At 66.5% G+C, this 26,292-nt stretch carries 22 protein-coding genes; 11 read left to right on the forward strand and 11 right to left on the reverse strand.

Going from position 1 to position 26,292, the window contains the following annotated elements:
• Positions 1 to 121: 121 nt before the first annotated feature.
• Positions 122 to 1,492, reverse strand: a complete 1,371-nt coding sequence (locus ACK3BB_RS13790; RefSeq protein WP_428925222.1) for a class II 3-deoxy-7-phosphoheptulonate synthase — start codon at positions 1,490 to 1,492, stop codon at positions 122 to 124.
• 168 nt (positions 1,493 to 1,660) lie between these two features.
• Between ACK3BB_RS13790 and ACK3BB_RS13795 the strand changes: the two genes are divergently transcribed.
• Complete coding sequence (locus tag ACK3BB_RS13795; RefSeq protein ID WP_428925223.1) at positions 1,661 to 2,719, forward strand: GlxA family transcriptional regulator; 1,059 nt, start codon at positions 1,661 to 1,663, stop codon at positions 2,717 to 2,719.
• A 199-nt stretch (positions 2,720 to 2,918) separates the two neighbouring features.
• Here the strand turns inward: ACK3BB_RS13795 and pgi are convergent, their stop codons facing one another.
• The 3 genes from pgi to zwf are packed head-to-tail and all read right to left on the reverse strand — an operon-like array spanning position 2,919 to position 6,669.
• Positions 2,919 to 4,538, reverse strand: a complete 1,620-nt coding sequence (pgi, locus tag ACK3BB_RS13800) for a glucose-6-phosphate isomerase (protein ID WP_428925224.1) — start codon at positions 4,536 to 4,538, stop codon at positions 2,919 to 2,921.
• Positions 4,539 to 4,543: 5 nt separating this feature from the next.
• Complete coding sequence (gene pgl / locus ACK3BB_RS13805; protein ID WP_428925225.1) at positions 4,544 to 5,215, reverse strand: 6-phosphogluconolactonase; 672 nt, start codon at positions 5,213 to 5,215, stop codon at positions 4,544 to 4,546.
• Entirely contained in the window at positions 5,212 to 6,669 is a 1,458-nt protein-coding gene (zwf, locus tag ACK3BB_RS13810) for a glucose-6-phosphate dehydrogenase (RefSeq protein ID WP_428925226.1), read from the reverse strand. The genes pgl and zwf overlap by 4 nt, the downstream gene beginning before the upstream one ends.
• A gap of 221 nt (positions 6,670 to 6,890) precedes the next feature.
• Between zwf and ACK3BB_RS13815 the strand changes: the two genes are divergently transcribed.
• Positions 6,891 to 7,868, forward strand: a complete 978-nt coding sequence (locus tag ACK3BB_RS13815; RefSeq protein WP_428925227.1) for a radical SAM protein — start codon at positions 6,891 to 6,893, stop codon at positions 7,866 to 7,868.
• 250 nt (positions 7,869 to 8,118) lie between these two features.
• Here the strand turns inward: ACK3BB_RS13815 and ACK3BB_RS13820 are convergent, their stop codons facing one another.
• Entirely contained in the window at positions 8,119 to 8,382 is a 264-nt protein-coding gene (locus tag ACK3BB_RS13820) for an usg protein (RefSeq protein ID WP_428925228.1), read from the reverse strand.
• 198 nt (positions 8,383 to 8,580) lie between these two features.
• On the opposite strand from ACK3BB_RS13820, the gene gyrA reads away from it, so the two are divergent.
• Entirely contained in the window at positions 8,581 to 11,307 is a 2,727-nt protein-coding gene (gene gyrA, locus ACK3BB_RS13825; protein ID WP_428925229.1) for a DNA gyrase subunit A, read from the forward strand.
• A gap of 53 nt (positions 11,308 to 11,360) precedes the next feature.
• Positions 11,361 to 11,711, forward strand: coding sequence for a DUF6614 family protein (locus tag ACK3BB_RS13830; protein ID WP_428928738.1), 351 nt, complete (start codon positions 11,361 to 11,363; stop codon positions 11,709 to 11,711).
• 194 nt (positions 11,712 to 11,905) lie between these two features.
• Here the strand turns inward: ACK3BB_RS13830 and ACK3BB_RS13835 are convergent, their stop codons facing one another.
• Genes ACK3BB_RS13835 through ACK3BB_RS13845 form a run of 3 tightly spaced genes read right to left on the reverse strand, consistent with a single transcriptional unit; the run spans position 11,906 to position 15,333 of the window.
• Positions 11,906 to 13,375, reverse strand: coding sequence for a carboxypeptidase M32 (locus ACK3BB_RS13835; RefSeq protein ID WP_428925230.1), 1,470 nt, complete (start codon positions 13,373 to 13,375; stop codon positions 11,906 to 11,908).
• A complete protein-coding gene (ctaA, locus tag ACK3BB_RS13840) occupies positions 13,372 to 14,526 on the reverse strand; it encodes a heme A synthase (protein WP_428925231.1) in 1,155 nt (384 codons plus the stop codon). The genes ACK3BB_RS13835 and ctaA overlap by 4 nt, the downstream gene beginning before the upstream one ends.
• A gap of 60 nt (positions 14,527 to 14,586) precedes the next feature.
• On the reverse strand, positions 14,587 to 15,333 hold the full coding sequence (locus ACK3BB_RS13845) for an RNA methyltransferase (RefSeq protein ID WP_428925232.1): 747 nt from the start codon (positions 15,331 to 15,333) through the stop codon (positions 14,587 to 14,589).
• Positions 15,334 to 15,554: 221 nt separating this feature from the next.
• On the opposite strand from ACK3BB_RS13845, the gene ACK3BB_RS13850 reads away from it, so the two are divergent.
• Complete coding sequence (locus ACK3BB_RS13850; protein WP_428925233.1) at positions 15,555 to 16,175, forward strand: thiamine phosphate synthase; 621 nt, start codon at positions 15,555 to 15,557, stop codon at positions 16,173 to 16,175.
• A gap of 24 nt (positions 16,176 to 16,199) precedes the next feature.
• Here the strand turns inward: ACK3BB_RS13850 and ACK3BB_RS13855 are convergent, their stop codons facing one another.
• Positions 16,200 to 17,264, reverse strand: a complete 1,065-nt coding sequence (locus tag ACK3BB_RS13855; protein ID WP_428925234.1) for a HupE/UreJ family protein — start codon at positions 17,262 to 17,264, stop codon at positions 16,200 to 16,202.
• Between the two features lie 112 nt (positions 17,265 to 17,376).
• On the opposite strand from ACK3BB_RS13855, the gene ACK3BB_RS13860 reads away from it, so the two are divergent.
• The 4 genes from ACK3BB_RS13860 (at position 17,377) to ACK3BB_RS13875 (ending at position 20,939) form a co-directional block, all read left to right on the forward strand.
• Positions 17,377 to 18,147 (forward strand): DUF4198 domain-containing protein, encoded by a 771-nt coding sequence (locus ACK3BB_RS13860; protein WP_428928739.1) that lies wholly within the window; start codon positions 17,377 to 17,379, stop codon positions 18,145 to 18,147.
• Between the two features lie 181 nt (positions 18,148 to 18,328).
• Positions 18,329 to 19,228 carry a PfkB family carbohydrate kinase gene (locus tag ACK3BB_RS13865; RefSeq protein ID WP_428925235.1) on the forward strand — a complete coding sequence of 300 codons (900 nt, stop codon included), beginning with the start codon at positions 18,329 to 18,331 and terminating at the stop codon, positions 19,226 to 19,228.
• A complete protein-coding gene (locus ACK3BB_RS13870; RefSeq protein ID WP_428925236.1) occupies positions 19,225 to 20,142 on the forward strand; it encodes a pseudouridine-5'-phosphate glycosidase in 918 nt (305 codons plus the stop codon). The genes ACK3BB_RS13865 and ACK3BB_RS13870 overlap by 4 nt, the downstream gene beginning before the upstream one ends.
• A gap of 74 nt (positions 20,143 to 20,216) precedes the next feature.
• Complete coding sequence (locus ACK3BB_RS13875) at positions 20,217 to 20,939, forward strand: DUF502 domain-containing protein (RefSeq protein ID WP_428925237.1); 723 nt, start codon at positions 20,217 to 20,219, stop codon at positions 20,937 to 20,939.
• A gap of 40 nt (positions 20,940 to 20,979) precedes the next feature.
• Here ACK3BB_RS13875 and ACK3BB_RS13880 read toward each other — a convergent pair whose 3' ends face one another.
• Positions 20,980 to 22,011 carry a patatin-like phospholipase family protein gene (locus tag ACK3BB_RS13880; protein WP_428925238.1) on the reverse strand — a complete coding sequence of 344 codons (1,032 nt, stop codon included), beginning with the start codon at positions 22,009 to 22,011 and terminating at the stop codon, positions 20,980 to 20,982.
• Between the two features lie 208 nt (positions 22,012 to 22,219).
• Positions 22,220 to 22,993 (reverse strand): 3-hydroxybutyrate dehydrogenase, encoded by a 774-nt coding sequence (locus ACK3BB_RS13885; RefSeq protein WP_428925239.1) that lies wholly within the window; start codon positions 22,991 to 22,993, stop codon positions 22,220 to 22,222.
• Between the two features lie 173 nt (positions 22,994 to 23,166).
• Between ACK3BB_RS13885 and ppk2 the strand changes: the two genes are divergently transcribed.
• Together ppk2 and ACK3BB_RS13895 are read left to right on the forward strand one after the other, a co-directional pair.
• Positions 23,167 to 24,087: a polyphosphate kinase 2 gene (gene ppk2 / locus ACK3BB_RS13890; RefSeq protein ID WP_428925240.1), complete on the forward strand. Its 921-nt coding sequence runs from the start codon at positions 23,167 to 23,169 to the stop codon at positions 24,085 to 24,087.
• 349 nt (positions 24,088 to 24,436) lie between these two features.
• A complete protein-coding gene (locus ACK3BB_RS13895; protein ID WP_428925241.1) occupies positions 24,437 to 26,248 on the forward strand; it encodes an extracellular solute-binding protein in 1,812 nt (603 codons plus the stop codon).
• Positions 26,249 to 26,292: the final 44 nt, after the last annotated feature.

Raw genomic sequence — 26,292 nt, forward strand, 5'->3', positions numbered from 1 at the left:
CAAATCCCGGGCCCATCAGTCGCGGCCCCTATCCCCGGCGAGACAAGCCCAAACCGATCAACGGCTCGGCCCCTTGCCGGGGAGGCGGCACAGGGTCAATCGCCCTGCCCCGCCCGACGTGTCAGCCCACGGCCCGGTTCTGGCTGGCCCGGCGCAGGCCGGTCAGCTCTTCGGACACCAGGAAGGCCAGCTCCAGCGACTGGCTGGCGTTCAGCCGCGGGTCGCAGGCCGTGTGATAGCGATCCGACAGGTTTTCCTCGGTCACCGCATGCACGCCACCGGTGCATTCGGTCACGTCCTGTCCAGTCATCTCGAAATGCACGCCGCCCGGCACCGTGCCTTCTGCTGCATGCACCCCGAAGAACTCGCGCACTTCGCGCAACACGCTGTCGAACGGCCGGGTCTTGTAGCCCGTCGAGGACTTGATCGTGTTGCCGTGCATCGGGTCGCAGACCCAGACCACGTTGGCGCCTTCTTCTTCGACCGTCCGGATCAGCCGCGGCAGGTGGTCGCCCACCGTGCCCGCCCCGAACCGCGCGATCAGCGTCAGCCGGCCGGCCTCGTTCTCGGGGTTCAGCGTGGCCATCAAGCGCTTGAGGTCGTCCGATGTCATCGACGGGCCGCATTTCAGACCGATCGGGTTCATCACGCCCCGGCAGAATTCCACGTGGGCCCCGTCGGGCTGGCGCGTGCGGTCGCCGATCCAGATCAGGTGGCCCGAGCCGGCCAGCCATTTGCCGGACGTCGAATCCTGGCGGGTCAGCGCCTCTTCGTATTCCAGCAGCAGGCCTTCATGGCTGGTGTAGAAATCGACCGTCGAGAATTCGTGGCTGGCGCCCCGGTCGATGCCTGCGGCGGCCATGAAATCGATCGAATCCTGGATCCGCTCGGCCATCTCGCGATAGCGCTCGGCCTCGGGCCCGTCGGCAAAGCCCAGCGTCCAGGCATGAACCCGGTGCATGTCGGCAAAACCGCCCTGCGAAAAGGCCCGGATGAGGTTCAGCGTGGCCGCGGCCTGGGTATAGGCCTGCAGCATCTTGCCCGGGTCCGGCCGGCGTGCTTCGGGCGTGAAGGCCAGCTCGTTGATGATGTCGCCCCGGAAGCTGGGCAGTTCGACCCCGTCGACCGTCTCGGTCGGTGCCGAACGCGGCTTGGCGAATTGCCCGGCCATGCGGCCGACCTTGATGACCGGCACCTTGGCCCCGTAGGTGAGGACCATGGCCATCTGCAGCATCACGCGGAACGTGTCGCGGATGCCGTCGGCGCTGAACTGGTCGAAGGCCTCGGCGCAATCGCCACCCTGCAGCAGAAAGGCTTCGCCCCGGGCGGCCTTGCCCAGTTCGGCCTTCAGCCGGCGTGCCTCGCCGGCAAAGACCAGCGGAGGATATTTCGACAATTGCGCCTCGACCCCGTTCAGGGCCGCGGCATCGGTATAGTCCGGCATCTGCACACGCGGTTTGTTGCGCCAGCCGGTCTTGAGCCACTCGGTCATGTTGTCCTCTCCGCTCACGTTACATGGCGCATCCCTATACAAAAGCCGACCCCCGGTGACCATAACCGATTTGCGACACTTGACGACGCGGCCGAAGCCTGAGCACCCTCTCCGATGCCCCGCCTCCGCCGGCAGGACACGGGGCTCGCGCGCTAGAAGGACCAGCCGATGTCGAACACAGCCACGCCCAGCCCCGTTCCGCCCCGCGCATCCGCGTCCCGGCCCACCGCGTCCACCGGCGCCCGGCCCGGCCCGGCGCCCGACGACAAGCCCCGGCGCTTTGTCTTCCTGCTGCTCGATCGGTTCAGCATGCTGTCCTTTGCCTCGGCCGTCGAATGCCTGCGCATCGCCAACCGGATGAGTGACCGCACGCTCTACCAATGGCACCTGATCGGCGAAGGCGGCCAGGAGGTCAGCTGTTCGGCCGGCACGACCTTCAAGCTCGACGACGATCTCGTCGAGCTGACCCGCGACGATACGATCATGGTCTGCGGCGGGATAGACGTGCAATCGGCCACGTCCAAGAAGGTCCTGGCCTGGTTGCGCCGCGAGGCCCGCAAGGGCATCGGCGTCGGCGGGCTGTGCACGGCGGCCCATGCCCTGGCCATGGCCGGGCTGCTCGACGGCAAGCGGGCGACGATCCACTGGGAGAACCAGGACAGCTTTGCCGAGGCCTTCGACGAGGTCGACCTGACCAAGTCGGTCTTTGTCATCGACGGCAACCGCATGACAACGGCCGGCGGCACCTCGTCGATCGACCTGATGCTCAAGCTCATTGCCGACGATCACGGCGAGGACCTGGCCAATGCCGTGGCCGACCAGCTGATCTATTCCTCGATCCGCACCGACCAGGACACCCAGCGCCTGTCCGTGCCCACCCGGATCGGGGTGCGCCATCCCAAGCTGAGCCAGGTCATCCAGATCATGGAAACCAATATCGAAGAGCCGATCAGCCCCTCGATTCTGGCCCGTGATGTCGGCATGTCCACGCGCCAGCTCGAACGGCTGTTCCGCCGCTACCTCAACCGCTCGCCGAAACGCTATTACATGGAACTGCGCCTGCAGAAGGCCCGCAACCTGCTGATGCAGACCGACATGTCGGTGATCAACGTGGCCCTGGCCTGCGGCTTCGCCTCGCCCTCGCATTTCTCGAAATGCTACCGGGCGCATTACGACACGACCCCCTACCGCGAGCGCGGCACCCGCGGCACCCGGCTCTCGGTCTGACCCCGCCCCGGCGCAACCCAACAGCCTTCGTCCGGCCGGGCTCCCCCCGAAACCGGGGTCCCGCCCGTGCTGCTTCTTTCTCTTTTCAAGTATCCACCACCACGGCCCCCCGGGGCCGTGGTTGCGCCGCCTCCGGCGGCGCCCGGCGGGCAGGCCAGGCGCGCTGCGCGCGCCTGGCCTGCCCGCAACCCCTGCCTGGTTACCCGGCTTCCGATCCGCCGTGCAGATGCACAAAGGCCACCAGCGCCGCGGTCGATCCGTCCTTGCCCTCGGCACTTTCGGTTCCGTCGACCACCGGGCCCAGCGAGGTCGCCAGCTCCTTGCCCAGCTCGACGCCCCATTGGTCGAAGGAATTGATCCCCAGGATCACGCCCTCGACAAAGACCCGGTGCTCGTAGGCCGCCACGATCTGGCCCAGCACGAAGGGCGTCAGCTGCGGGTAGACCAGCGTTGTCGACGGCCGATTGCCCGGGAACACCCGGTGCCGCGCCTGGCGGTCCAGCTCGGCCCCTTCAAAGCCCTTGGCCTCCATCCGCGCCCGCGCCTCGTCCAGCGACCGCCCGCGCATCAGCGCTTCGGATTGGGCCAGGCAATTGGCCACCAGCAGGCGATGATGATGCGCCAGCTCCGGCTCGTGGCCCAAGGCCGCGACCATGAATTCGCAAGGCACCACCGCCGTGCCCTGGTGGATCAACTGGTAGAACGCATGCTGGCCGTTGGTCCCCGGCGCGCCCCAGACCACCGGCCCGCTGGCCACGTCCAGCGCCACCCCGTCCATCGTCACCGACTTGCCGTTCGATTCCATTTCCAGCTGCTGCAGGTAGGCCGGCAGCTTTTCCAGCCGCTGGTCATAGGGCAGCACGGCCCGCGTGCCATGGCCACAGACCTGGTGATGCCAGATCCCCACCAGCGCCAGCATGACCGGCAGGTTCTCGGCCCAGGGCGCGGCCTTGAAATGCACGTCCATCGCCTCGGCCCCGCGCAGGAAGCTTTCAAAGGCCTTGCCCCCGATGGCCAGCATCAGCGACAGCCCGATCGGCCCCCAGACCGAATAGCGCCCGCCGACCCAATCGGCGAAACCGAAGACATGTTCAGGCAGCACGCCGAAGGCCGCCGTGCGATCGCCGGCCGTCGACAGCGCCACCATCTGCGCCGCCGCATCGCCACCGCCGTCGGTCAGCCAGGCTTTGGCCGTGCGCGCATTGGTCATCGTCTCGATGGTCGTAAAGGTCTTGGACGCGATGATCAGCAGCGTCGTCTTCGGGTCGAGCCCGCGCAGCGTGTCGGCCACATGGGCCCCGTCGACATTCGACACGAAATGACAGCGCGGCCCGTCGGCATAGGGCGACAGCGCCTGAACGGCCATGGCCGGCCCCAGGTCGGACCCGCCGATGCCGATGTTGACCACATCGGTAAAGGCGCCGCCGGCCCCGGTCTTGGCGCCCGAGCGCACGGCTTCGGCAAAGCGCTGCATGTCGACCAGCGTTTCGCGCACGCCGTCCATGACATCCATGCCGTCCACCGGCACCGGCCCGCCATCGAGGTTGCGCAGCGCCGTGTGCAGCACGGCCCGGCCTTCGGTCTCGTTGATCGGGGTGCCCCCGAACATCGCCGCCCGCCGCCCGGCCAGGTCGACCCGGTCGCACAGGGCGATCAGCGCCGCGCGGATCTCGTCGTCGATCAGCGTCTTGGAATAATCCAGCCGCATGTCGCCGGTCGAGGCGCTGAAGCCGGCGGCCCGGTCGGGATCCGCCTCGAAGAGGTCGAGCATGTGCCGCCCTGCGGCCGCGGCGCGCAGATCGGCCAATTGTTCGAACATGGGAATTACTCCGCCCAGTGTATGGTTGTCGCGTTGAGTATGGCCTTGACCGGCGCCTCTTCAAGCGGCAGTTCGCGCGCCCGGTCCAGAGCTGCGCGTTTGTCGGCCCCGGTGATGACAAGATGGGTCTGCAGCGCCTCCTGCAGGACCCGCCCGGTCAGGCTGACCCGCGGTTCCGGCTGGCTTTGGGGCCGCATCACGGCCAGCACCGGCGCATCGGGGGCCAGGGCGGCCTTCAGCCCGGGCGTGCCCGGAAACAGCGAGGCCGTGTGCATGTCGCCGCCCATGCCCAGCACCACGATGTTGAGCGGCAAGAGCGGCGCGATCCGCTCGGCCAGCCCGTCCAGCGCCTCTTCCGGGGCCTGGCCCCAGGCGCAGAGCGGCACGTATTGCGCCCGCGCCGCGCGGCCCTGCAACAGGCGTTCGCGGATCAGTTTCTCGTTCGACCGCGCATCATCGGCCGGCACCCAGCGTTCATCGGTCGGCATGACCCGCACGCGGTCCCAGTCCAGGTCGACATCGCAGAGCACATCAAAGATCGGGCCCGGCGTCGTGCCCCCGGCCAGGGCCATGGTCACGACCTCTTCATGGGCCAGCGCCGCGCGCAGTTCCGAGGCCAGCTTGTCGGCCACGTCCATGGCCAGGATCTCGCGGTCGGGATAGGTTTCCAGGATCACGGGTTGATCCCCCGCCATTCGCGCCCGTTGCGCCGCAAGAGCAGGTCGGCATCCGCCGGCCCCGCACTGCCCGAGGCATAGGATTTCGGCACGTCGTGACGGGCCTCCCAGCCTTCGATGATCGGATCGGTCCAGGCCCAGGCCGCCTCGACCTCGTCGCCGCGCATGAACAGGGTCTGGTTGCCCCGGATCACGTCCATGATCAGCCGTTCATAGGCATCGGCATGGTGGCCCTCGTCGCCCAGGGCTTCGGAAAAGGTCATGTCCAGGGGCACATCCATCAGCCGCATGCCGCCCGGGCCCGGTTCCTTGATGGTCACGCCCAGGGTGATGCCCTCGTTGGGCTGCAGGCGGATCGACAGCACGTTCTGGTGCTCGCCGGCCTCCGAGCCAAAGATCGAATGCGGCATGCTCTTGAACATGACGTTGATCACCGACGACCGCGCCTTAAGCCGCTTGCCGGTGCGCAGGTAGAACGGCGTGCCAGCCCACCGCCAGTTCGAAATCGTCGCGCGCATGGCGACATAGCTTTCGGTCCGCGACCGGGGGTTGCCCACGGCCTCGCGGTAGTCGGGAAAGGCCTGGGGGTCGTCCTCGGCGGCCTCGTACTGGCCGCGCACGATGTGATGCGGCGGCACCGGATCCAGCGCGCGGATGACCTTGAGCTTTTCATCCCGCACCGCATCGGGGTCGAATTTGGCGGGCGGCTCCATGGCGATCAGGCACAAGAGCTGCATCAGGTGGTTCTGCACCATGTCCCGCATCGCACCGGAGGTATCGTAATATTCGCCCCGACCGCCGACGCCCACGGTCTCGGCCACGGTGATCTGGATGTGATCGACGAACTGGCTGTTCCAGAGCGGCTCGAACAGCATGTTGCCGAAGCGGATGGCCATCAGGTTCTGGACCGTTTCCTTGCCCAGGTAATGGTCTATCCGGTAGATCTGGCTTTCGTCGAACCAGGACGCCATCGTCCGGTTCAGCGCCCGGGCGGTTTCCAGGTTCTTGCCAAAGGGCTTTTCCACCACGATCCGGCTGGTGGCATCGGCCAGCCCATGCTGGCTGAGCCGTTCCGCGATATCGGCAAAAAGCGCCGGGGCCACCGAGAAATAGAACGCCCGGATCACATCGGGGCGCAATATGTCGCCCAGTTCGGACCAGCCGTCATCGCCCCGGGCGTCGATCTGGACGTAATCCAGCCGCGACAGGAACTCGCCGGTCCAGACCGGATCGGCCTCCGGCACGAATTCCTCCAGCGCGGCGGCGGCAAAGTCGCGGAACTCCTGCGACGACATCTCGCCCCGCGCCGCGCCGATCACCCGGGCCTCGGACGGCATCTGGCCGGCATGGAAACGGTGAAACAGGGCGGGAAGGATCTTGCGACGGGCCAGGTCTCCGGTGCCTCCGAAGATGACCAGGTCGAACGGATCCACGGGGATAACGCGCGATACCATTAGCTTTCTCCCATTTGTGCGGGACGATACCCGACATGGTGCAGGCGGTCGACAGGCCACCGCCTCTTTCGCTGATCTTCGCTGGACTGTTAGCGCAATCATGACAGGAAACAAAGAACTTATCACGAAATCGCCAGAAGGATGGGCCTGCGGGTTTCCATTCCGGCCCAGTTCGATAACGTCAATGGGACAAGAGGTTCCAGCATAATGACGACAGGCACATGAAAGATCTCGCACATCCCGGCCAGCCGGGGGCCGACCGCCCCGCCGCCAACCAGGGCAAGTTCCGCGACCCGGCCGTCACTGCCGCCGGCGAGCCACGGGCGCGCGTGGCCCTGACCCGGCCCGAGACGCTGTGGTTCAACACCGGCACGCTGTGCAACATCACCTGCGAGAATTGCTACATCCTGTCCAGCCCGACCAATGACGCGATGGTCTACCTGACGGCCGATGACGTGGCCGATTACCTGGGCCAGCTGGCCGATCGCAACTGGCCGGTGACCGAGATCGGCTTTACCGGCGGAGAGCCGTTTCTCAATCCGCAGATGATCCAGATGGCCCGGCTGTCGCTGGAGGCCGGTTACAAGGTGCTGATCCTGACCAATGCCATGCGCCCGATGATGCGTCCGGCCGTCCGCGCGGGCCTGGAACAACTGACCGCAGATTTCGGCGACCGGCTGACCCTGCGCATCTCGCTGGATCATTATACCGCCGCGCGCCACGACGAAGAACGCGGTGCCGGGGCCTTTGACATCTCGCTGACGGGGATGGACTGGCTGCGCGACACCGGGCTGAGCCTGTCGGTGGCCGGGCGCACGCTCTGGCACGAGACCGAGGCCGAGGCCCGGGCCGGGTACGCGGCGCTCTTTGCCGAGCGGGGCTATGACATCGATGCCTTTGCCCCGGCGACAACGGTGCTGTTCCCCGAGATGGACGAGGCTGTCGAGGTGCCCGAGATCACCACGGCCTGCTGGGGCATCCTGGGCAAGTCGCCCGACGACGTGATGTGCGCCTCGTCGCGGATGGTGGTGCGGCGCAAGGGGGCGGACCGGCCGGCGGTGCTGGCCTGCACCCTGCTGCCCTATGATGCGCAATTCGAACTGGGCACGACCCTGGCCGAGGCCGAGGGAGACGTGGCGCTGAACCATCCCCATTGCGCCAAGTTCTGCGTGCTGGGCGGGGCGAGCTGTTCCGGCTGACCGTGCCGGTGGAGCCGTCGGGTTGGGATATTTTCAAAGAGAAAGAAGCAGCAGGTCCGGCGCGGGCGGTGATGGCCCGCTTGTGTCGGCGTCGCGGGCGCTGGGCGGGATGGGCTGCCGGCTCACGTAGTCTGTGCAGGGCGCGGTGGCTGGCCAGTTGCCGCTGGGGGCGCTGGTGGCCAGCCAGGTGCGGCTGTACGCGCTGGGCGCACAGGCCAGCCGGGTTGGTGCCGGGCGCGATGGTTGGGCCTCAATGATAGGTGAATTCGCCCACGACGTTGCGCCATTCGCCGGATGTCAGCATCTTGCGATGGGTGAAACGGACGGAATGCAACGGGCCCTCGATCTCGCGCTGCCAGAACTCGATAAAGGTGAAGAGCCGTGGGTGATCGGGGGCGATGTCATAGTCCTGCCAGACGAAACTGTTGAGAACATGGACATAATCCGGCATCCGGTAGAAGATTTCTGCCGTGGTCAGCCCGTAGCCCTTCAGCATCATTTCCGTTTCGGTCATCTTGCTTCACTGCCTCTTGTCTGTTACCTCGCCCCCAGCTTTCCCAAACGGGATTAACTTTTCAATAAAAACAGGGTGTTGGCAGGTCGCGCCAGTGGCTGCCAAATGGGTCGGCCGGCAGCCATTGCACCTGATGTGCCGGGTCTGCTAGAGTGCGACCACAAGATATAGACCCTGCAAAAAGAATGGGCACGAGACGTGAGCGACACTCCCGAACCGCCTGAAAACGAAGACGAAAAGCCCGAACGCCCGGTCTTTGACGGCCCCTCCGTCTCGATCGAGGCCGAGATGCGGAACTCGTATCTCGACTATGCGATGTCGGTCATCGTCAGCCGCGCGATCCCCGATCTGCGTGACGGGCTCAAGCCGGTGCACCGGCGCATCCTTTACGCGATGGACGAAGTCGGGAACTCGCACGACAAGCCCTACCGCAAATCCTCGCGGCCGGTGGCCGACGCGATGGGCAAGTACCACCCCCATGGCGACGGCGCGATCTATGACGCGCTGGTGCGGATGGCGCAGGACTTTTCCATGTCGCTGCCGCTGCTGGACGGCCAGGGCAACTTTGGCTCGATGGACGGCGATCCGCCGGCGGCCTTCCGATATACCGAGGTGCGCCTGGCCCGGCCGGCGCGCGGGCTGCTGGATGACATCGACAAGGATACCGTCGATTTCCAGGACAATTACGACGGCAAGGACCGCGAACCGACGGTTCTGCCGGCGCGTTATCCGAACATGCTGGTCAATGGCGCCGAGGGCATTGCCGTCGGCATGGCCACGCGCATCCCGCCGCACAACCTGGGCGAGGTGATCGACGCGACGCTGGCGCTGATCGAGGATCCCGATCTGACCTCGGAACAGCTGATCGACTATGTCCCTGCCCCCGATTTCCCGACCGGAGGCCAGATCCTGGGCCGGTCGGGCGCGCGCAAGGCCTATATCGAAGGCCGGGGCAGCGTGATCATCCGGGCCAAGACCCATGTCGAAGAGCTCCGCAAGGACCGCTTTGCCATCATCATCGACGAGATCGCCTACCAGGTGAACAAGGCCGCGATGATCGAGAAGATCGCCGAAGCCGTGCGCGACAAGCGGATCGAGGGCATTGCCCATGTCCAGGACGAATCCGACCGGTCCGGCGTGCGCGTGGTGATCGAGCTGAAACGCGATGCCACGGCGGATGTCGTGCTGAACCAGCTGTGGCGGTTCACGCCGATGCAGGTGTCCTTTGGCTGCAACATGCTGGCCCTGAACGGCGGCCGGCCCGAACAGCTGACGCTGCGGGCCTTCCTGACGGCCTTCCTGGATTTCCGCGAGGATGTCATCGCCCGGCGCACGGCCTACCTGCTGCGCAAGGCCCGCGAGCGCAGCCATATCCTGTGCGGTCTGGCCGTGGCGGTGTCGAATGTCGACGAGGTGGTCGCCACGATCCGCGGTTCGGCCGATGCGGCGGAAGCCCGCGAGAAACTGATGACCCGCCGCTGGCCCGCCGCCGATATCGCCGGCTACATCCAGCTGATCGACGATCCGACCCACCGGATGAACGAGGACGGCACCTATAACCTGTCGGAAACCCAGGCCCGGGCCATCCTGGAACTGCGCCTGCAGCGGCTGACCCAGCTGGGCGTGCGCGAGGTGACGGACGAGCTGGAAGAACTGGCCGCCAAGATCAAGGATTACCTCGACATCCTGGGTTCGCGCGAGCGGATCATGGAGATCATTTCCAACGAGCTGACCGAGATCAGGGATCAATTTGCCGTGCCTCGGCGGACCGAAATCATGGATTGGTCCGGCGACATGGAAGACGAGGACCTGATCGAGCGCGAGGACATGGTCGTGACGGTCACCGCCGGCGGCTATATCAAGCGCACCCCGCTGGCCGATTTCCGGGCGCAGAAGCGCGGCGGCAAGGGCGTATCGGGTGGCGGGCTCAAGGACGAGGACGTGGTGACCACGCTCTTCGTGGCCAACACCCATACGCCGCTGCTGTTCTTCACGACCGGGGGCATGGTCTACAAGCTGAAGACCTGGCGCCTGCCGGCCGGTGGGCGGACATCGCGGGGCAAGGCCATCGTCAACATCCTGCCGATCCCGCAGGGCGTGTCGATCGCGGCGATCATGCCGGTCGATCGGGACGAGGATGAATGGGCCGATCTCAACATCGTCTTTGCAACCTCGGCCGGTGACGTGCGGCGCAACGCGCTGAGCGATTTCACCAATGTCATGCGCAACGGCAAGATCGCGATGGAACTGGCCGACGGGGTCGAGCTGGTGAACGCACGGATCGCATCCGAAGACGATGACATCATGCTGGTCACCGACAGCGGCCGGGCGATCCGGTTCCGGACGACCGATGTGCGGGTCTTCAAGGGCCGCAAGTCGAACGGGGTGCGGGGCATCCGGCTGAGCAATGGCGACAAGGTCGTGTCGATGGCCGTGATCCGACATTTCGAAGCCAGCCCGGACGAACGCGCGGCCTATCTCAAGATGCGCCGGCTGATGGCCGGCGTGGTCGAGGATGCCGAGACCGACGAGGATGGCGGCAATGCCGACAGCCTGCTGCCGCAGGAGCGCTACGCCGAGATGTCGGCGGCCGAGAACCTGATCCTGACGATCACCTCGCAGGGCTCGGGCAAGCTCAGCTCCAGCTTCGACTACCCGCTGCGCGGGCGCGGCGGCATGGGGGTCCAGGCGATGGACAAGGCCATGCGCGGCGGGCCTCTGGTGGCCTCCTTCCCGGTGGAACTGGACGACCAGATCATGCTGGCCACCTCGCGTGGACAGTCGATCCGGGTGCCGGTCGACGGCATTTCCTTCCGCTCGCGCAATGCCGGCGGGGTCAAGGTGTTCAACACCGGTGAAGGCGAGGAAGTCGTCAGCGTGGCCTGGATCGCCGATCAGGGCAACGAGGAGGAGGGCGAGGATTAATCCTCGCTCAACCTCTGCCCCCTACCATGCGGCCCCGAACGGAGGGCCGCATGATGAACCTTTACACCTGCCTGATCGACCTGAAGAACGAGGCCAAGGCGCTGAATTTCGCCATGGCGCTCGAGGCCTGGATGACGCACCTGCAGGACAAGGGTGTCATTGCCGGCTGGCAACTCTACCGGCGCAAGCTCAACCTGGCCTCGTCGGTGCACCGGGATTTCCTGTTGGAAATCGCGGTCGAGGACCTCACCCAGCTCGACCAGGCCTTTCGCACGCTGGCCTCCCATGACGACGAGGTCGAGCGGCTCTATCACACGGTGCACGAACAGATCCAGGCGGCCGATTTCGGGCTCTACCGCCCCTTCCCCGACCCCGAGAGGGCCGAACGCATGGCCCTGGTCTGACGCCGGGTACGATGCGCGGCGCCCTGCCTTCTTCTTGGCTGAAATACCCCTATCCAACCGACGCCAAGGGCGGTGGGTTCGGGTTGGGATATTTAAGAAGAGAAAGAAGCAGCAAGGCGCGCGGAATGACACCCGCGCGCGACATGGTCATGGAAACTCCTGCGTAGGGCGGGGTTTACCCCGCCGCCCCGGTCTCACAGGTCGTAGAGCGCGGTGAACTTGGCCTCGAGATAGGACAGCAACGGCCCTTCGGACGGCGCGACGCCGCTGGCGCGTTCGATGACCTCGCGCGGGGTGTAAAGCCCGCCGTGGCGCTGCAGGTTCTCGCGCAGCCATCCCGTCGCGCCCGAGGTATCGCCAACCGCCAGCTGGGCATCCAGGTCGGGCACCGCGCGGCGCAGGGCCTCGTGCAGGCAGCCGGCATAGACATTGCCCAGGGCATAGGTTGGGAAATAGCCGAACAGCCCGACCGACCAATGCACATCCTGCAGCATGCCGTTCGACGGCTTGTCGACGGCGTAACCGAAATCGGCGGCAAACCGGTCGTTCCAGGCCGCTTCCAGGTCGCCCACGGCCAGGTCCCCCGACACCAGCGCGCGTTCCAGATCGAAGCGCAGCATGATGTGCAGGTTGTATTGCACCTCGTCCGCCTCGGTGCGGATATAACCGTTCTGCACCCGGTTGGCCGCCGCATAGAACGCCTCGGCCCCGTCCAGCCCCAGCTGGCCAAAGGCCGCCCTGGCCTGTTCGTACATCCAGCCCGTAAAGGCCCGCGACCGGCCCAGCTGGTTCTCGTAGATCCGGCTCTGGCTTTCATGCACGCCCATCGACACGCCCTGCCCCAGCGGCGTCATCGCATAGGCCGGGTCGATGGCCAGCTCATAGGACGCATGGCCGACCTCGTGGATCGTCGAATAGAAGCAATTGAACGGATCGTCGGGATTGGTCCGCGTGGTGATCCGCACGTCCGATCCGCTGCCCGAGCTGAAGGGATGCACGGCCTTGTCGATCCGCCCGCGGCTGAAATCATAGCCAAAGGCCCGGGCCAGCTGTTCCGACACGGCCATCTGGATCGCCGGATCAAAGGGCCCTTCCAGGCCACGGGGCAGCGGTTTTTCCAGGATCGCCGCACGAAGGGCCACCAGCCGGGGCCGCATGGCATCGAAGATCGCCGCGATCTCGGCGCCCGAGCTGCCCGGTTCGTAATCCTGCACCAGCGCGTCATAGGCATCGCCGCCATCGGACAGCACCTCGGCCTCCTGCCGGCGCAGCGCCACCACCTGGGCCAGGGTCGGCAGGAAGGACGCCACGTCCTGGGCCTCGCGGGCCTCGGCCCAGATGCCCTGGGCCACCGAGGTCAGCCGGGCCAGTTCGCGGGCCAGGTCGGCCGGCACGCGGGTGGCCCTGTCATAGCTGCGCCGGATCTCGCGCAGCTGGGCCCGCCCGACGGCATCACCCGGTTCCGCCGCGGCCAGCCAGTCGCCGACCCGCGGATCGGAGCGGCGGGCATGCAGCACGGTTTCCATCGCGGCCATTTCCTCGCCGCGCTGCTGGGCCGCGCCCCGGGGCATCATGGTCTCCTGGTCCCAGCCCAGCCGCATGGAGATCATCTTCAGTGCTTCCGTCTCACGTGTGAAAGCCATCAGGTCATCGTAAGCACTCATGCGCGGGTCTCCTTAAGGGATGTAACAATGGGATAAAGACTAAGAAACCGGGCCCGGAGGATGGCCACGAACAATGCCACGGCCACCAGTTGGTGAACCAGGCCCAGCCCGACAGGGGCTGCATAAAGAACGGTCATGATGCCCAGCAGGATCTGCAGGGCCAGCACGGCCATGACCGTGTTGAAGGCAAACCGCGTGCGCGGATGGGCGCTGCGCCGGCCGCGCAGCCAGACGACGACACAAAAGGCCGCCAGGAGGTACCCGGTGATCCGGTGCACGAATTGCACCAGGCCGGGGCTTTCGAAGAGGTTGCGCCAGAGCGGTTCGAGATAGAGCGAATTGGCCGGAAAGACCCGCCCTCCCATCAGCGGCCAGTCGGTAAAGGACCGGCCGGCGTCGATCCCGGCGACCAGCGCGCCGATCAGGATCTGCAGGAAGGCAAAGTGCAACAACCCCGTCGACATGCCATAGAGCTTGCGCTCGGAAATCCGGTGGGCCTGCATCAGCTCGCGCTCGGGCCGGCCGAGCTTCATGATGTACCAGGCGATGACGCCCAGGATGACAAAGGCCAGGCCCAGGTGGGTGGCCAGCCGATAGCTGGCCACGTCCAGCATGCCCGCGCCCGAGGTCACCCCCGAGGACACCATCCACCAGCCGATCGCGCCCTGCAGCCCGCCCAGGGCACCCGGGATGATCAGCCGGCCCTTCCAGCCCGTGGGGATCTTGCCCGTGACCAGCAGGCCCAGGTAGCCGATGACCCAGACCAGGCCGATCACCCGGCCCAGCTGGCGATGGCCCCATTCCCACCAGTAGATGCGCTTGAAATCGTCGAGCTCCATCCATTGGTTCTGGATGCGGAACTCGTCGATCTGCTGGTATTTCTCGAATTCGGCCTGCCAATCCTCGACCGAAGTCGGCGGCACGGCCCCGGCAATGGGCGCCCATTCGGTGATCGACAGCCCGCTGTCGGTCAGCCGGGTCAGCCCTCCGACGGCAATCATCATCACGACCAGCGCAAAGAGCACCGCCAGCCAGGCCCGCACCGCGCCACGCGCGCCGCCCCTGCCCCGGTCGATCCCGCCGGGTGCGGCCTTGGGCTGGGCCGTTTCGCCCGTGCCCACCTCTTCAAACAGCTTTCTCTGTCCGGTCATCTCTGCCTCTGATCAGTTGAGCGGGACCCTATGGCGCGGCGCGCGCGCCGTCCAGCGGGGCTAGTCGCCCCGTGTCTTCCAGCGGACCATCTGCCGCATGATGCCGTGCAGCATCTGCACATCCGAGCGGGTCAGCGGCATGCGGCTCCACAGGTTGCGCAGGACGATCTTCATGCCCTCGGCCTTGGTTTCGGGAAAGAAGAACCCGGCCTCGTCGAGACGGTCCTCGTAATGTTCGGCCAGTTTCTCGATCTCGATCCCGGTGGCCCAGTCGGCCCCGGCTAGCTCGATGCGGTCATGATCGATGCGGCTGCTGGCCCGGCGCCATTCATAGGCCGTCAGCAGGACACATTGGGCCAGGTTCAGCGAGGCGAATTCCGGGTTCACCGGCACCGATATGATGGCATTGGCCCGGGCGATGTCGTCGTTTTCCAGCCCCGCCCGTTCCGGCCCGAAGAGCACGGCCACCCGTTCGCCGGCGGCAATCTTCTCGGCGGCCATCTCCATGGCCCGTTCGGGCGAGACCACCGGCTTGGTCAGCCCGCGCGAGCGGGCGGTGGTGGCAAAGACATAGGAACAATCGCCGACCGCCTCGGCTGTCGTGTCATGGACCTGGGCTTCTTCCAGCAAGCGGCCGGCGCCGCTGGACATGGCCACGGCCGACGGGTTGGGCCAGCCATCGCGCGGGGCGACAAGGCGCATCCGGTCCAGGCCAAAGTTCCACATGGCGCGCGAGGCCGCACCGATGTTCTCGCCCATCTGCGGGCGGACGAGCACGAAGGCGGGCTGGGGCGTATCTGAGGGCATGCTGGGTTGGTCTGGTCTCTGTCTGATGGGCTCGGGCAACTGCCTTAGTGGCGGGCGGCGTGAAGGGCAAGGGCGGCGCGGCGGCAATGGCCTTTCGGGGCGCCCAAGGTCGGGAATTCCTGTCCAGATAGGGCCGCCCGGGCGCCCGGCCATCGGTCTTGTTTGCTTCCGTCGCGCAATCCGTTAAACGGCAGGTCACCGGATTGCCATATCAGAGCCCCATGACCGACCTTCCCCAGACCTATCTCATCACCCCGGCCACGCTGGACCCGGCCGGTTTCCCCGATGACCTGGCCCGCCTGCTGGATGCCAGCCCCGTGGCCTGCGTGCGGCTGGCCCTGGCCACCCGGGACGAGGACGAGATCGCCCGCGCCGCCGATGCGCTGCGCCCGGTCTGCCACGAGCGCGATGTCTGCCTCGTGGTCACCGACCACCTGCTGCTGGCCCAGCGGCTGGGCCTGGACGGCGTCCATCTCAGCGCCGGCACCCGTGGCGTGCGCGACGCGCGCAAGGCGCTGGGGATCGAGGGCATCGTCGGCAGTTTCTGCGGCAGCTCGCAGCATGACGGCATGGTCGCCGGCGAGGCCGGGGCCGATTACATCAGCTTCGGCCCGGTGGGCGGCGGCGCCCTGGGCGACGGCACCCTGGCCGAGCGCGATCTCTTCGAATGGTGGTCGCAGATGATCGAACTGCCCGTCGTGGCCGAAGGCGGGCTGGGCGCGGCCGAGGTTCGGCTGCTGACACCTTTCACCGATTTCTTCGCCTTCGGGGACGAGCTTTGGTCCAGCGACGACCCGGTCGCCGCGCTCAGGACCCTGCGCGCGGCCATGGCGGACGGCTGAGCGCCGCCCGCCCCGGCGTTTTCCTCAGAGGAACACCCGCTCGACGAACCACCACGCGCCGACCAAGGCGATGACGGCCGAGGCCGGCACGGCAATGCGCGCGTGGTACCAGGGCTTTTCCCCGAACCAGGCGCCCACGGCCAGGAAGGCCACGGCGATCACGGCCAGCTGGCCGAATTCGACGCCCACATTGAAGCCGATCAGCGCCGGGAAGAACTGGCCGGCGGGCAGGCCGAATTCACCCAGGACGCTGGCAAAGCCCAGCCCGTGCAGCAGGCCGAAGCCAAAGATCACCAGCGGCCGCCAGCGGGTCAAATGGCCGAGGAAGATGTTTTCCAGCGCGACATAGGTGATCGAGGCGGCGATCAGCGGCTCGACGATGCTGGGCGGCACCGTCACCCACCCCAGCGCGCCAAAGGCCAGCGTGACCGTATGGGCCAGGGTAAAGGCCGAGACCTGCCAGAGAAGCGTGGGCCAGGCCGTGCCCAGGAAGAACAGGCCCAGCACGAAGAGGATATGATCGAGCCCGAGCGGCACGATATGTTCGAACCCCACCGGGATGTACTGCGCAAAGACCGTCCAGCCCGACACCGGCACACCGCGGTCCAGCGGGATCGGCGGGCTGCTCTCGCCGCCTTCGATGATGCCGGTATAGGGATCTTCGACACCCAGCTGCCGCAGCACCAGCGTGCCCGCCCCGACCGGCCAGCTGAGCACCATCTCCTGCGCCCCGTCCGGCAGCGTTGCGCCCACGACCAGCTCGGAGCTGCGCGCGAAACGCGGATCGCCCATCTCACCGGCGTCAAAGCCGGTGATCTCCAGCGTCACCGGGCCGTCGGCCTCGACCCCGACCCGGGCCAGCCAATCGGCGGCAAAGGGCAGGAACCGCGCTTCGAGCCCTTCGGCATCAAGCTGGCGCAGCGCGTCATAGGCCGCGCCTTCGTCGGTGTCGTCGGTATCGCCCAGCCCGTCCAGGTCGATGCCGGCCAGGAAGGCCTCGGCATTCAGGCGCATGACCATGGACAACGTGCCGTCATCGACGGTGAAATCGGCAATAGTCGGCGCAACCTCATGCGCCCGCCCGCTCATGCCCCAGGACAAGGCAATTGACAAACTCAGCACAAACCACAGCTTGAACTTGGGGAACAAAGGATTTCGCAACATGGGGCACCCGCGACTTGCATTCGGATTCGTGGCCTGTATGGCAGCCGGGCCGGCGCTCGGCCACGAGTTTTGGATAGAACCCGAGGATTTCACTCCGCACAGCGGCGCGCCGGTCGTGGCGCAGCTGAAGAACGGGCAGGAATTCCTGGGCAACACGCTCAGCTATTTCGGCCCGCGCATCACCCGGTTCGACATGATCCGGGGCGACGAGGTCATCGCCGTCGAAGGCCGGGCCGGCGACATTCCCGCGCTCAGCGCAGATGCGCCGGGGGACGGGCTGTGGTCGATCGTGCACGAAACCGCGCCCCAGCGGCTGACCTATGCCGAATGGGCCAAGTTCGCGGCCTTTGCCGAGCACAAGGATTTCCCCGACATCCTCGCCCGCCACACCGCCCGGGGCCTGCCCCGCGACGGCTTCGCCGAAACCTACACCCGCCATGTCAAGGCGCTGGTCGGCGTGGGCGACGGGGCCGGGCGCGATGTCGAGGCCGGGCTGGCCACCGAATTCGTGGCCCTGGCCAATCCCTATACCGACGCCCTGCCCGACGGCCTGCCCGTGCGGCTGATGTATGGCGGCGCGCCGCGCGCCGATGCCCAGGTCGAGATCTTTGATCGCGGGCCCGACGGCCAGGTGACAATCACCACGACGCGCACCGATGCCCGGGGCGAGGCGCGCATTCCGGTGCGGGCGGGCCATGATTACCTGCTGGATGCCGTCGTTTTGCGCCCGGCCCCCGATGATCACCCGGCGGTCTGGGAATCGCTCTGGGCCGCGCTGACCTTTGCCGTGCCCGCCACGGGCGGATAGCGCGCGGGCGCCTGTGCCACATGGGCGGCGGCCCCGCTTCGGCTCCAAATACTCTGCCGGTGGTCCCCCGATGCTGCCCCTGCGGGCCGCCGCGATGCAATCGCCCCGGGCGGCGCCGAACCGGCACGGCTTGTGCGGCGACGGCCTTGCAGGGGCTGCGTTTTCCGGCCAATAGGTCAGCATGACCCGCGACACCCCTCCCCAGATCCTTTGCATCGGTTCCGTCCTGTGGGACGTCATCGGCCGGTCGGCCCTGCACATGCGCCAGGGCTCCGACGTGCCCGGCCGCATCACCCGCCTGCCCGGCGGCGTGGCCCTCAACATCGCCATGACCCTGGCCCGGTTCGGCATGCGCCCGGTGCTGCTCAGCGCCGTGGGCCGCGATGCCGAGGGCGAGGAGCTGACCCGGGCCTGCCAGGGGCTGGGGCTGGTGACCGACCATCTCTACCGCTCCGAGGATCTGCCGACCGACCGCTACATGGCCGTCGAAGGCGCCAACGGGCTGATCGCGGCCATTGCCGATGCCCATTCGCTCGAAGCCGCCGGCCAGCGCATCCTGCGGCCCCTGCTCGACGGCCCGCTGGGCAGCGCCGAGACGCCCTATGACGGGCCGATCGCGCTGGATGGCAACCTGACCGTCACCCTGCTGGACGAGATCTCGCGCCACCCGGCCTTTGCCCGGGCCGACCTGCGCGTGGCCCCGGCCTCGCCGGGCAAGGCCGACCGGCTGCTGCCCTTCCTGGGCGCCGGGCGGGCGACGCTTTATGTCAACCTCGAAGAGGCCGGGCTGCTGTCGGGCCGCCAGTTCACCGGATCGGCCGAGGCCGCCCGCCACCTGGTCGATCGCGGCGCTGCAAGGGTGCTGGTCACCGATGGCGGCCGGGCAACCAGCGATGCCTCTGCCAGCGGCGTCATCACCCAAACCCCGCCCGAAGTGCTGGTGACCCGTGTCACCGGCGCGGGCGATACCTTCATGGCCGCCCATATCGCCGCCGAATCCCGGGGCGCGTCCCGGGACGAGGCGTTGCATCTCGCGCTCGACGCGGCGGCGGCCTATGTCTCCGGAGGACAGGACACATGATCGATATCCGTTACAGCGCCGAAGTTGCCGCCGCCCGTGCCGAGGGCCGGCCCATCGTGGCCCTGGAAAGCACCATCATCACCCATGGCATGCCCGCGCCGCGCAACCTTGAGGTGGCGCGCGGGGTCGAGGCGCTGATCCGCGACGGCGGGGCGACCCCGGCGACCATTGCCGTGATGGACGGCCGGCTGCATGTCGGGCTGGAACCGGCCGAGCTGGACGCCCTGGGGCATGCCTCGGACGTGGCCAAGCTGTCGCGCGCCGACCTGGCGGCCTGCCTGGCCACGGGGGGCACCGGGGCGACCACGGTGGCTGCCACGATGATCGCCGCCCGGCTGGCCGGCATCGCGGTCTTTGCCACCGGCGGCATCGGCGGCGTGCACAAGGGCGCCGAGACCAGTTTCGACATTTCCGCCGACCTACAGGAACTGGGCCAGAGCCCGGTGACCGTTGTCGCCGCCGGGGCCAAAGCCATTCTCGACCTGCCCAAGACGCTGGAAGTGCTTGAAACCCTGGGCGTGCCGGTCATCGCCTTCGGCCAGGACGATTTCCCGGCCTTCTGGTCGCCTTCGTCGGGCCTGGCCGCGCCGCTGCGCATGGACGACCCGGCCGCCATTGCTCGGGCTCACTTGATGCGCGGGGCCATGGGCCTGCCCGGCGGCCAGCTGGTCGCCAACCCGATCCCCGCCGGCGATGCCATCCCCGCCGAGACCCTGGCCCCGATCATCGCCCAGGCCCAGGCCCGGGCCGATGCGCAGGGCGTCAGCGCCAAGGCCGTCACGCCTTTCCTGCTGCAGGCCATCTTCGAGGCCACCGACGGCCGGTCGCTGGAATCCAATATCGCGCTGGTTGAAAACAACGCCCGGCTGGCCGCGCGCATTGCCCATGCGATAGGCAGCGAAGCCGGTAAATGAAGCCCCGGGGGCCCGGCCCCATTGTCGCGGCCCCGGGCCGTTCCTAAGTTAATCCGGCTCAATACGGGACACAGATGACAACGCCCTTCACACCGGAACCGCCCCGCAAGGCCGGGCTATTCTACAGATTGCGATCCTCGTTCCTGACGGGGATCGTGGTGATCGCCCCCATCAGCCTGACCGTCTGGCTCATCTTCACGGTGGTCAGCTGGGTGGACAAGGTCGTGCTGCCCTTCGTGCCCGACCGGCTGTTGCCGGAGAACCTGATCGGCATCAATTTCTTCGGTGTCGGCGTGGTGATCTTCCTGCTGTTCACCATCATCGTCGGCTGGGTGGCCAAGGGCTTGATCGGCCGGTCACTGATCCGCCAGGCCGAAGGCCTGGTCGATCGCATGCCCATCGTGCGCACGGTCTACAACGGCATCAAGCAGATCTCGGAAACCGTCTTTGCCCAGACCGAACGGTCCTTTGAAAAGGCCGTGCTGATCGAATATCCGCGCCGGGGGATCTGGGCCATCGGCTTCATCTCGACCCATGCCAAGGGCGAGATTGTCCGCCGGGCCAATACCGGCGGGCGGATCATGAGCGTCTTCGTGCCCACCACGCCGAACCCGACCTCGGGCTTCCTGCTCTACTTCCCCGAGGAAGACGTCATCGAGCTGGACATGTCCGTCGAAGAGGCCGCCAAGCTGGTGATCTCGGCCGGGCTGGTCTATCCGGCCGAAAAGGACGGCGACGCGCTGCTTGATCCCGCGGCCCTGCCCACGCGCCAGGAACGCGTCCGCGAGCGCGCCTGACAGGGCGCGGCCGAGCCCGCGCCCCCTCATTGCCCCCGGTTCAGCTGAACATGTCGACCATGTCGACGCTGCTGCGCTGCCCGATATCGTCGAAATGCGCCTCCAGGAACGCCTCGGCCGAGGCCCGCCCCGCCGCGTGCAGCTGGGCCAGCACCGGCGGCGTGGGCACCAGCTTGGTCGCCACCGACAATTCGTTCATCAGCGCGTCGTCGGCGATCATGTGCATGTGGATGCGCCGCATCCGCCCTTCGGGCATCGTGCCATCGTCCAGCAGCCGCTGGACAAAGGCGATGGCCCGCATCTCGCGCAGCAGCGAGGAATTGAAGCTGATCTCGTTGATCCGGTTCTGGATCTGCTGCGGGGTGACCGGCAGTTCCTTGCGCTCCAGCGGGTTGATGTTGATCACCACGATATCCTGCGGCAGGTCGCGGCTGAACAGCGGGAACAGCGCCGGGTTGCCGGTATAGCCGCCGTCCCAATAGGCCTCCGTTTCGCCGGTCACCGGGTCGACGATCTCGACCGCCTTGAAGATCGTCGGCAGGCAGGCCGAGGCCAGGATCGCCTCCGTCGAAATCTCGTCGCCGGAAAACACCCGGATCTTGCCGTCGCGCACCTTGGTCGCGCAGATGAACAGGGCCGGATCGCTGCGCGAACAGACCTTGTCGTAATCGAAGAATTCCACCACAGAGCGCAGCGGATTGGCATAGAACGGCCCGTAGGCATAAGGCGACATCAGCCGCGACATGGTCTCGCCCATCATGTAGGCCGGCGAGAATTCGATGGCATTGGCCACCCGGCGCGGGCTGAACCCGTCCATCCAGCCGCTCAGCCCGGGCTCGTTGATCGCGCCCATCTGGCTCCAGAGCCAATCGAGGTTCTCGCGCGCGCCGGTGCGCCCGCCCGACACGATCCCCGATTTCAGCGCCGCGCCGTTCAGCGCCCCCGCCGAGGTGCCGGAAATCCCGGCGATCTCAAGCTCTTCTTCTTCCAGAAGCCGGTCCAGAACGCCCCAGGTATAGGCCCCGTGGGCGCCGCCGCCCTGCAGGGCCAGGTTGATCTTTTTCTTTGCCACGTCTCGCCTCTCGCCGCCTCTGGAGGCCGCTGGCCCCCGGTTTCCTCTTGCCCAGATCTTTCCACCGCGCCCCGTCTGCCCTCAACCCAGTCTGCTCTGGACCCGGTTCACGATGGGCCAGCACGCCAACCGGCCCGGGTTCCGGTACCACCCCCGGGCCGGGCGGGTGATGTCCGCCCGTCGCCCGACCCGGATCAGATGGCGCGGATCACAGGGCCGTCCAGCCCCCGTCGACACTGATCGTCGTGCCGGTGATCTGGGCCGCCGCATCCGAGGCCAGGAAGACACATGTCCCGCCCAGCTGCTCGACCGTCGCGAATTCCTTCGACGGCTGGCGCTCCAGCAGCACCTTCTCGATCACTTCCTCGCGACCCATGTCGTATTCCTTCATCGTGTCGGGGATCTGCGCCTCGACCAGCGGGGTCAGCACGTAACCCGGACAGATCGCATTGGCCGTGATCGGCTCGCGCGCGGTTTCCAGCGCCACGACCTTGGTCATGCCCACCACGCCATGCTTGGCCGAGACATAGGCCGACTTGTAGGGCGAGGCCGTCAGGCCATGGGCCGAGGCGATGTTGATCACCCGGCCCCAGCCGGCCTTGCGCATCATCGGCAGGGCGGCGGCGGTGGTGTGGAAGGACGAGGTCAGGTTGATCGCGATGATTGCATCCCATTTCTCGACCGGGAATTCATCGATCGCCGCGACGTGCTGGATGCCCGCATTGTTGACCAGGATGTCGCAGCGCCCGGCCTGTTCGACCAGCGCCCGGCACTCCGCGCCCTTGGACATGTCGGCCTTGATATAGCGCGCGGTGACCCCGAACTCCTTGCCGATTTCCTCGGCCAGCGCGTGATCCTCCTCGCGGTCGGTGAAGCTGTTCAGAACCACATCCGCCCCGGCCTTGGCCAGTTCCCGGGCCACGCCCAGGCCGATGCCGGAATTGGACCCCGTGACGATGGCCGTCTTACCCTTCAAAGTCATGATAACACCTGTTCGCTTCTTCGTTGGTGACATCCTCCATGTATATGCTGCATGTGCAAATGAAATGACCCGCCCGCACCGGGTCCGTGCGCGAGGGGCGGGAACAAAACAGTCACAATGCTGTTGGAAAAGGTTTGCTAGAAGCACGCTGCTTAGCAAGAAGGAGGTCGGCCATGCCCGACGACGCCAAAAGGGAACCCGCGCTCGACTGGCTCGAAGCCGAACTGGCCGATACGCTGGACGAGGATTTCGAGCTCGAGATGTCCGAGCCCGCCCTGTCGATGGAGCTGCGCCGGCTCTACCGCGAGGCCCATCCGCCGACGCTGGAACGCAAGGATTACTTCGAACAGCTGATCCGCCTCCAATCCGAGCTGATCAAGCTGCAGGATTGGGTGCAGCACAGCGGCGAGAAGATCGTCGTGATCTTCGAAGGCCGCGACAGCGCCGGCAAGGGCGGCGTCATCAAGCGCATCACCCAGCGCCTCAACCCGCGCATCTGCCGGGTGGTCGCCCTGCCCGCCCCGACCGACCGCGAGAAATCGCAATGGTATTTCCAGCGCTACGTGCCGCATCTGCCGGCCGCCGGGGAAATCGTGCTCTTCGACCGGTCCTGGTACAACCGGTCAGGCGTCGAGCGGGTCATGGGCTTTGCCGACGAGGACCAGGTCGAGCAATTCTTCAACGACGTGCCCGAATTCGAACGCATGCTGGTGCGCTCGGGCATCCGGCTGGTGAAATACTGGTTCTCGATCACCGATGCCGAACAGCAGCTGCGGTTCCTCATGCGGATCCACGATCCGATGAAGCAATGGAAGCTCTCGCCGATGGACCTGCAAAGCCGCGTCCGCTGGGAGGATTACACCAAGGCCAAGGAAGACACCTTTGCCCGCACCAACATCCCCGAGGCGCCCTGGTACATCGTGCCCGGCAACGACAAGAAGCGCGCCCGGCTCAATTGCATCGACCACCTGCTCGGCCTGATCCCCTACGAGCCGGTGCCCCACGAAGAGGTCGTGCTGCCCGACCGGGTCCATAACGAGGAATACGAGCGCACGGTTCTGCCGCCCGAACTCTACGTACCGTCGAAATACTGAAAACGCCCCGTCGCCGGGGCCTGCCGGATGTAGGGCGGGGCTTGCCCCGCCGCGCCGTCCGGCCGGCCCCTGCGGCACCCCCCGGCATCACCGCGCATCGCCTGTTGGTGGTGTTGACACCCGGCCCCTCGCCTTGCCCTGAGCCCGGGCGCAGAGCCAAAAAAAACGCCGGCACAAGGCCGGCGTTCAGTTATTGAGGCAGGTTTCATACAGGCAAGAAACCTATCGAGCAGTGCCCTTCTTATAAGCAATTCTCGGCTCGCGTCCAAGCTAAAAGTTTGAAAATGCGTAAATCCGCCCGTAGTCTGCAGCGGCAATAAAACAAGGGCAGAGCGGGATAGTTGACAAAATGAGGCGTGAATTTTTCGGAAAAAGAACCGTTGCGGTAGCACTCGCCCTGGCGATTTCCACCGCCCAGGCCGCAATCGGAGAATCGGCCCATGGCATAGCTATGTACGGCGACCCGGCCCTGCCACCCGATTTTGTGTCCCTGCCCTATGCCAACCCCGAGGCCCCCAAGGGTGGAACGGTGGTTTTCGCCAATACCGGAGGTTTCGATTCCCTTAACCCGTTCATCCAGAAGGGCACCGTGCCATGGCAGGCCCGGTTCTGGGGATACGAGTCGCTGATGGGCCGATCCTGGGATGAACCGTTTACCTTGTACGGTGTTCTGGCCGAATCGGTGACCACGCCCGAAGACCGCTCCTGGGTCGAATTCACCCTGCGCCCCGAGGCGGCCTTTTCCGACGGCAGCCCGGTCACCGTCGAGGATGTCATCTGGTCTTATGAAACCCTGGGCACCACCGGCCACCAGCGCTATCGCTCGTTCTGGACCCAGGTCGACAAGATCGAACAGACCGGCCCCCGCAGCATCCGCCTGACCTTCGCCTCCGACAACCGCGAGCTGGCCCTGATCGCCGGCATGCGCCCGATCCTGAAGAAAGCCCAATACGAGGGCAAGGATTTCACCGCCTCGGGCCTCGACGAGGTGCCCATCGGCACCGCGCCCTATGTCGTCACCGATTTCGAGGCCGGTCGCTCGGTCACCTACAGCCGCAACCCCGATTACTGGGGCAAGGACCTGGCCTTTCGCCGGGGCACCGACAATTTCGACACGATGCGGATCGAGTTCTTCGGCGATGGAGTCGCGGCCTTCGAGGCGTTCAAGGCCGGCGAGATCTCGGCCGTGCGCGAGTTCAACGCCGAAACCTGGGCCTCGGGCTATGATTTCCCCGCCGCCCGGCGCGGTGACATCGTGAAATCGGAATTCCCCGACGAAAAGCCCACCGGCATGACCGGCCTGGTGATGAACACCCGCAGGCCCTTCCTGGCCGACTGGCGGGTGCGCGACGCGCTGATCCATGCCTTCAATTTCGAATTCATCAACGAGGCGATCACCGGCGCGGCCCAGCCCCGCATCCTGTCCTATTTCGACAATTCCGTGCTGGGCATGCGCCCCGGCCCGGCCGACGGTCGCGTGCGCGAGTTCCTGGAGGCCCATGCCGACGACCTGCCCCCCGGCGCGCTGGATGGCTATGCCCTGCCCCAGGGCGACGGCAGCGCGCGCAACCGGGCCAATGTCCGCGTGGCCCAGGCCCAGCTGCAGGCTGCCGGCTACGAGGTGGTCGAAGGCCGGCTGACCGGACCCGACGGGCCGGTGACCTTCGACATCCTGCTGCAGCAGGCCGATGACGAGCTGCGCACCGCCGTCGACATGTTCCTGCCCGCGCTGGAACGGCTGGGCATCGCGGTAACGGTCACCGTGGTCGACAGCGCCCAATATACCGAGCGCATGCTGAATTTCGATTTCGACATGACCTCGTTCCGCCGCGCCCTGTCGCTGTCGCCCGGCAACGAGCAAAAGCTCTACTGGGGCTCCGATGGCCGCGACACGCCCGGGTCGCGCAATGTCATGGGCCTGGCCAGCCCGGCCGTCGACGGGCTGATCGACCAGATGCTCAGCGTCACCTCGTCGGAGGATTTTGTCGCCTCGACCCGCGCGCTTGATCGCGTGCTGACGGCCGAACGGCTGGTCATCCCGATCTGGCGCTACGACGTCGGGCGCATCGCGCACATCCGCCAGTTGCATTACCCCGAAACATTGCCCATTTATGGTGACGGACCCGAGTACATGCCGCAATTGTGGTGGTACGAGGAGTGATCCGCGCATGAACGCGCTTGACCTGCGGCAGGCGCGTTCGTACC

Origin of the sequence: Marinibacterium sp. SX1, assembly GCF_050389775.1 — a bacterium.
Classification (GTDB): domain Bacteria; phylum Pseudomonadota; class Alphaproteobacteria; order Rhodobacterales; family Rhodobacteraceae; genus Marinibacterium.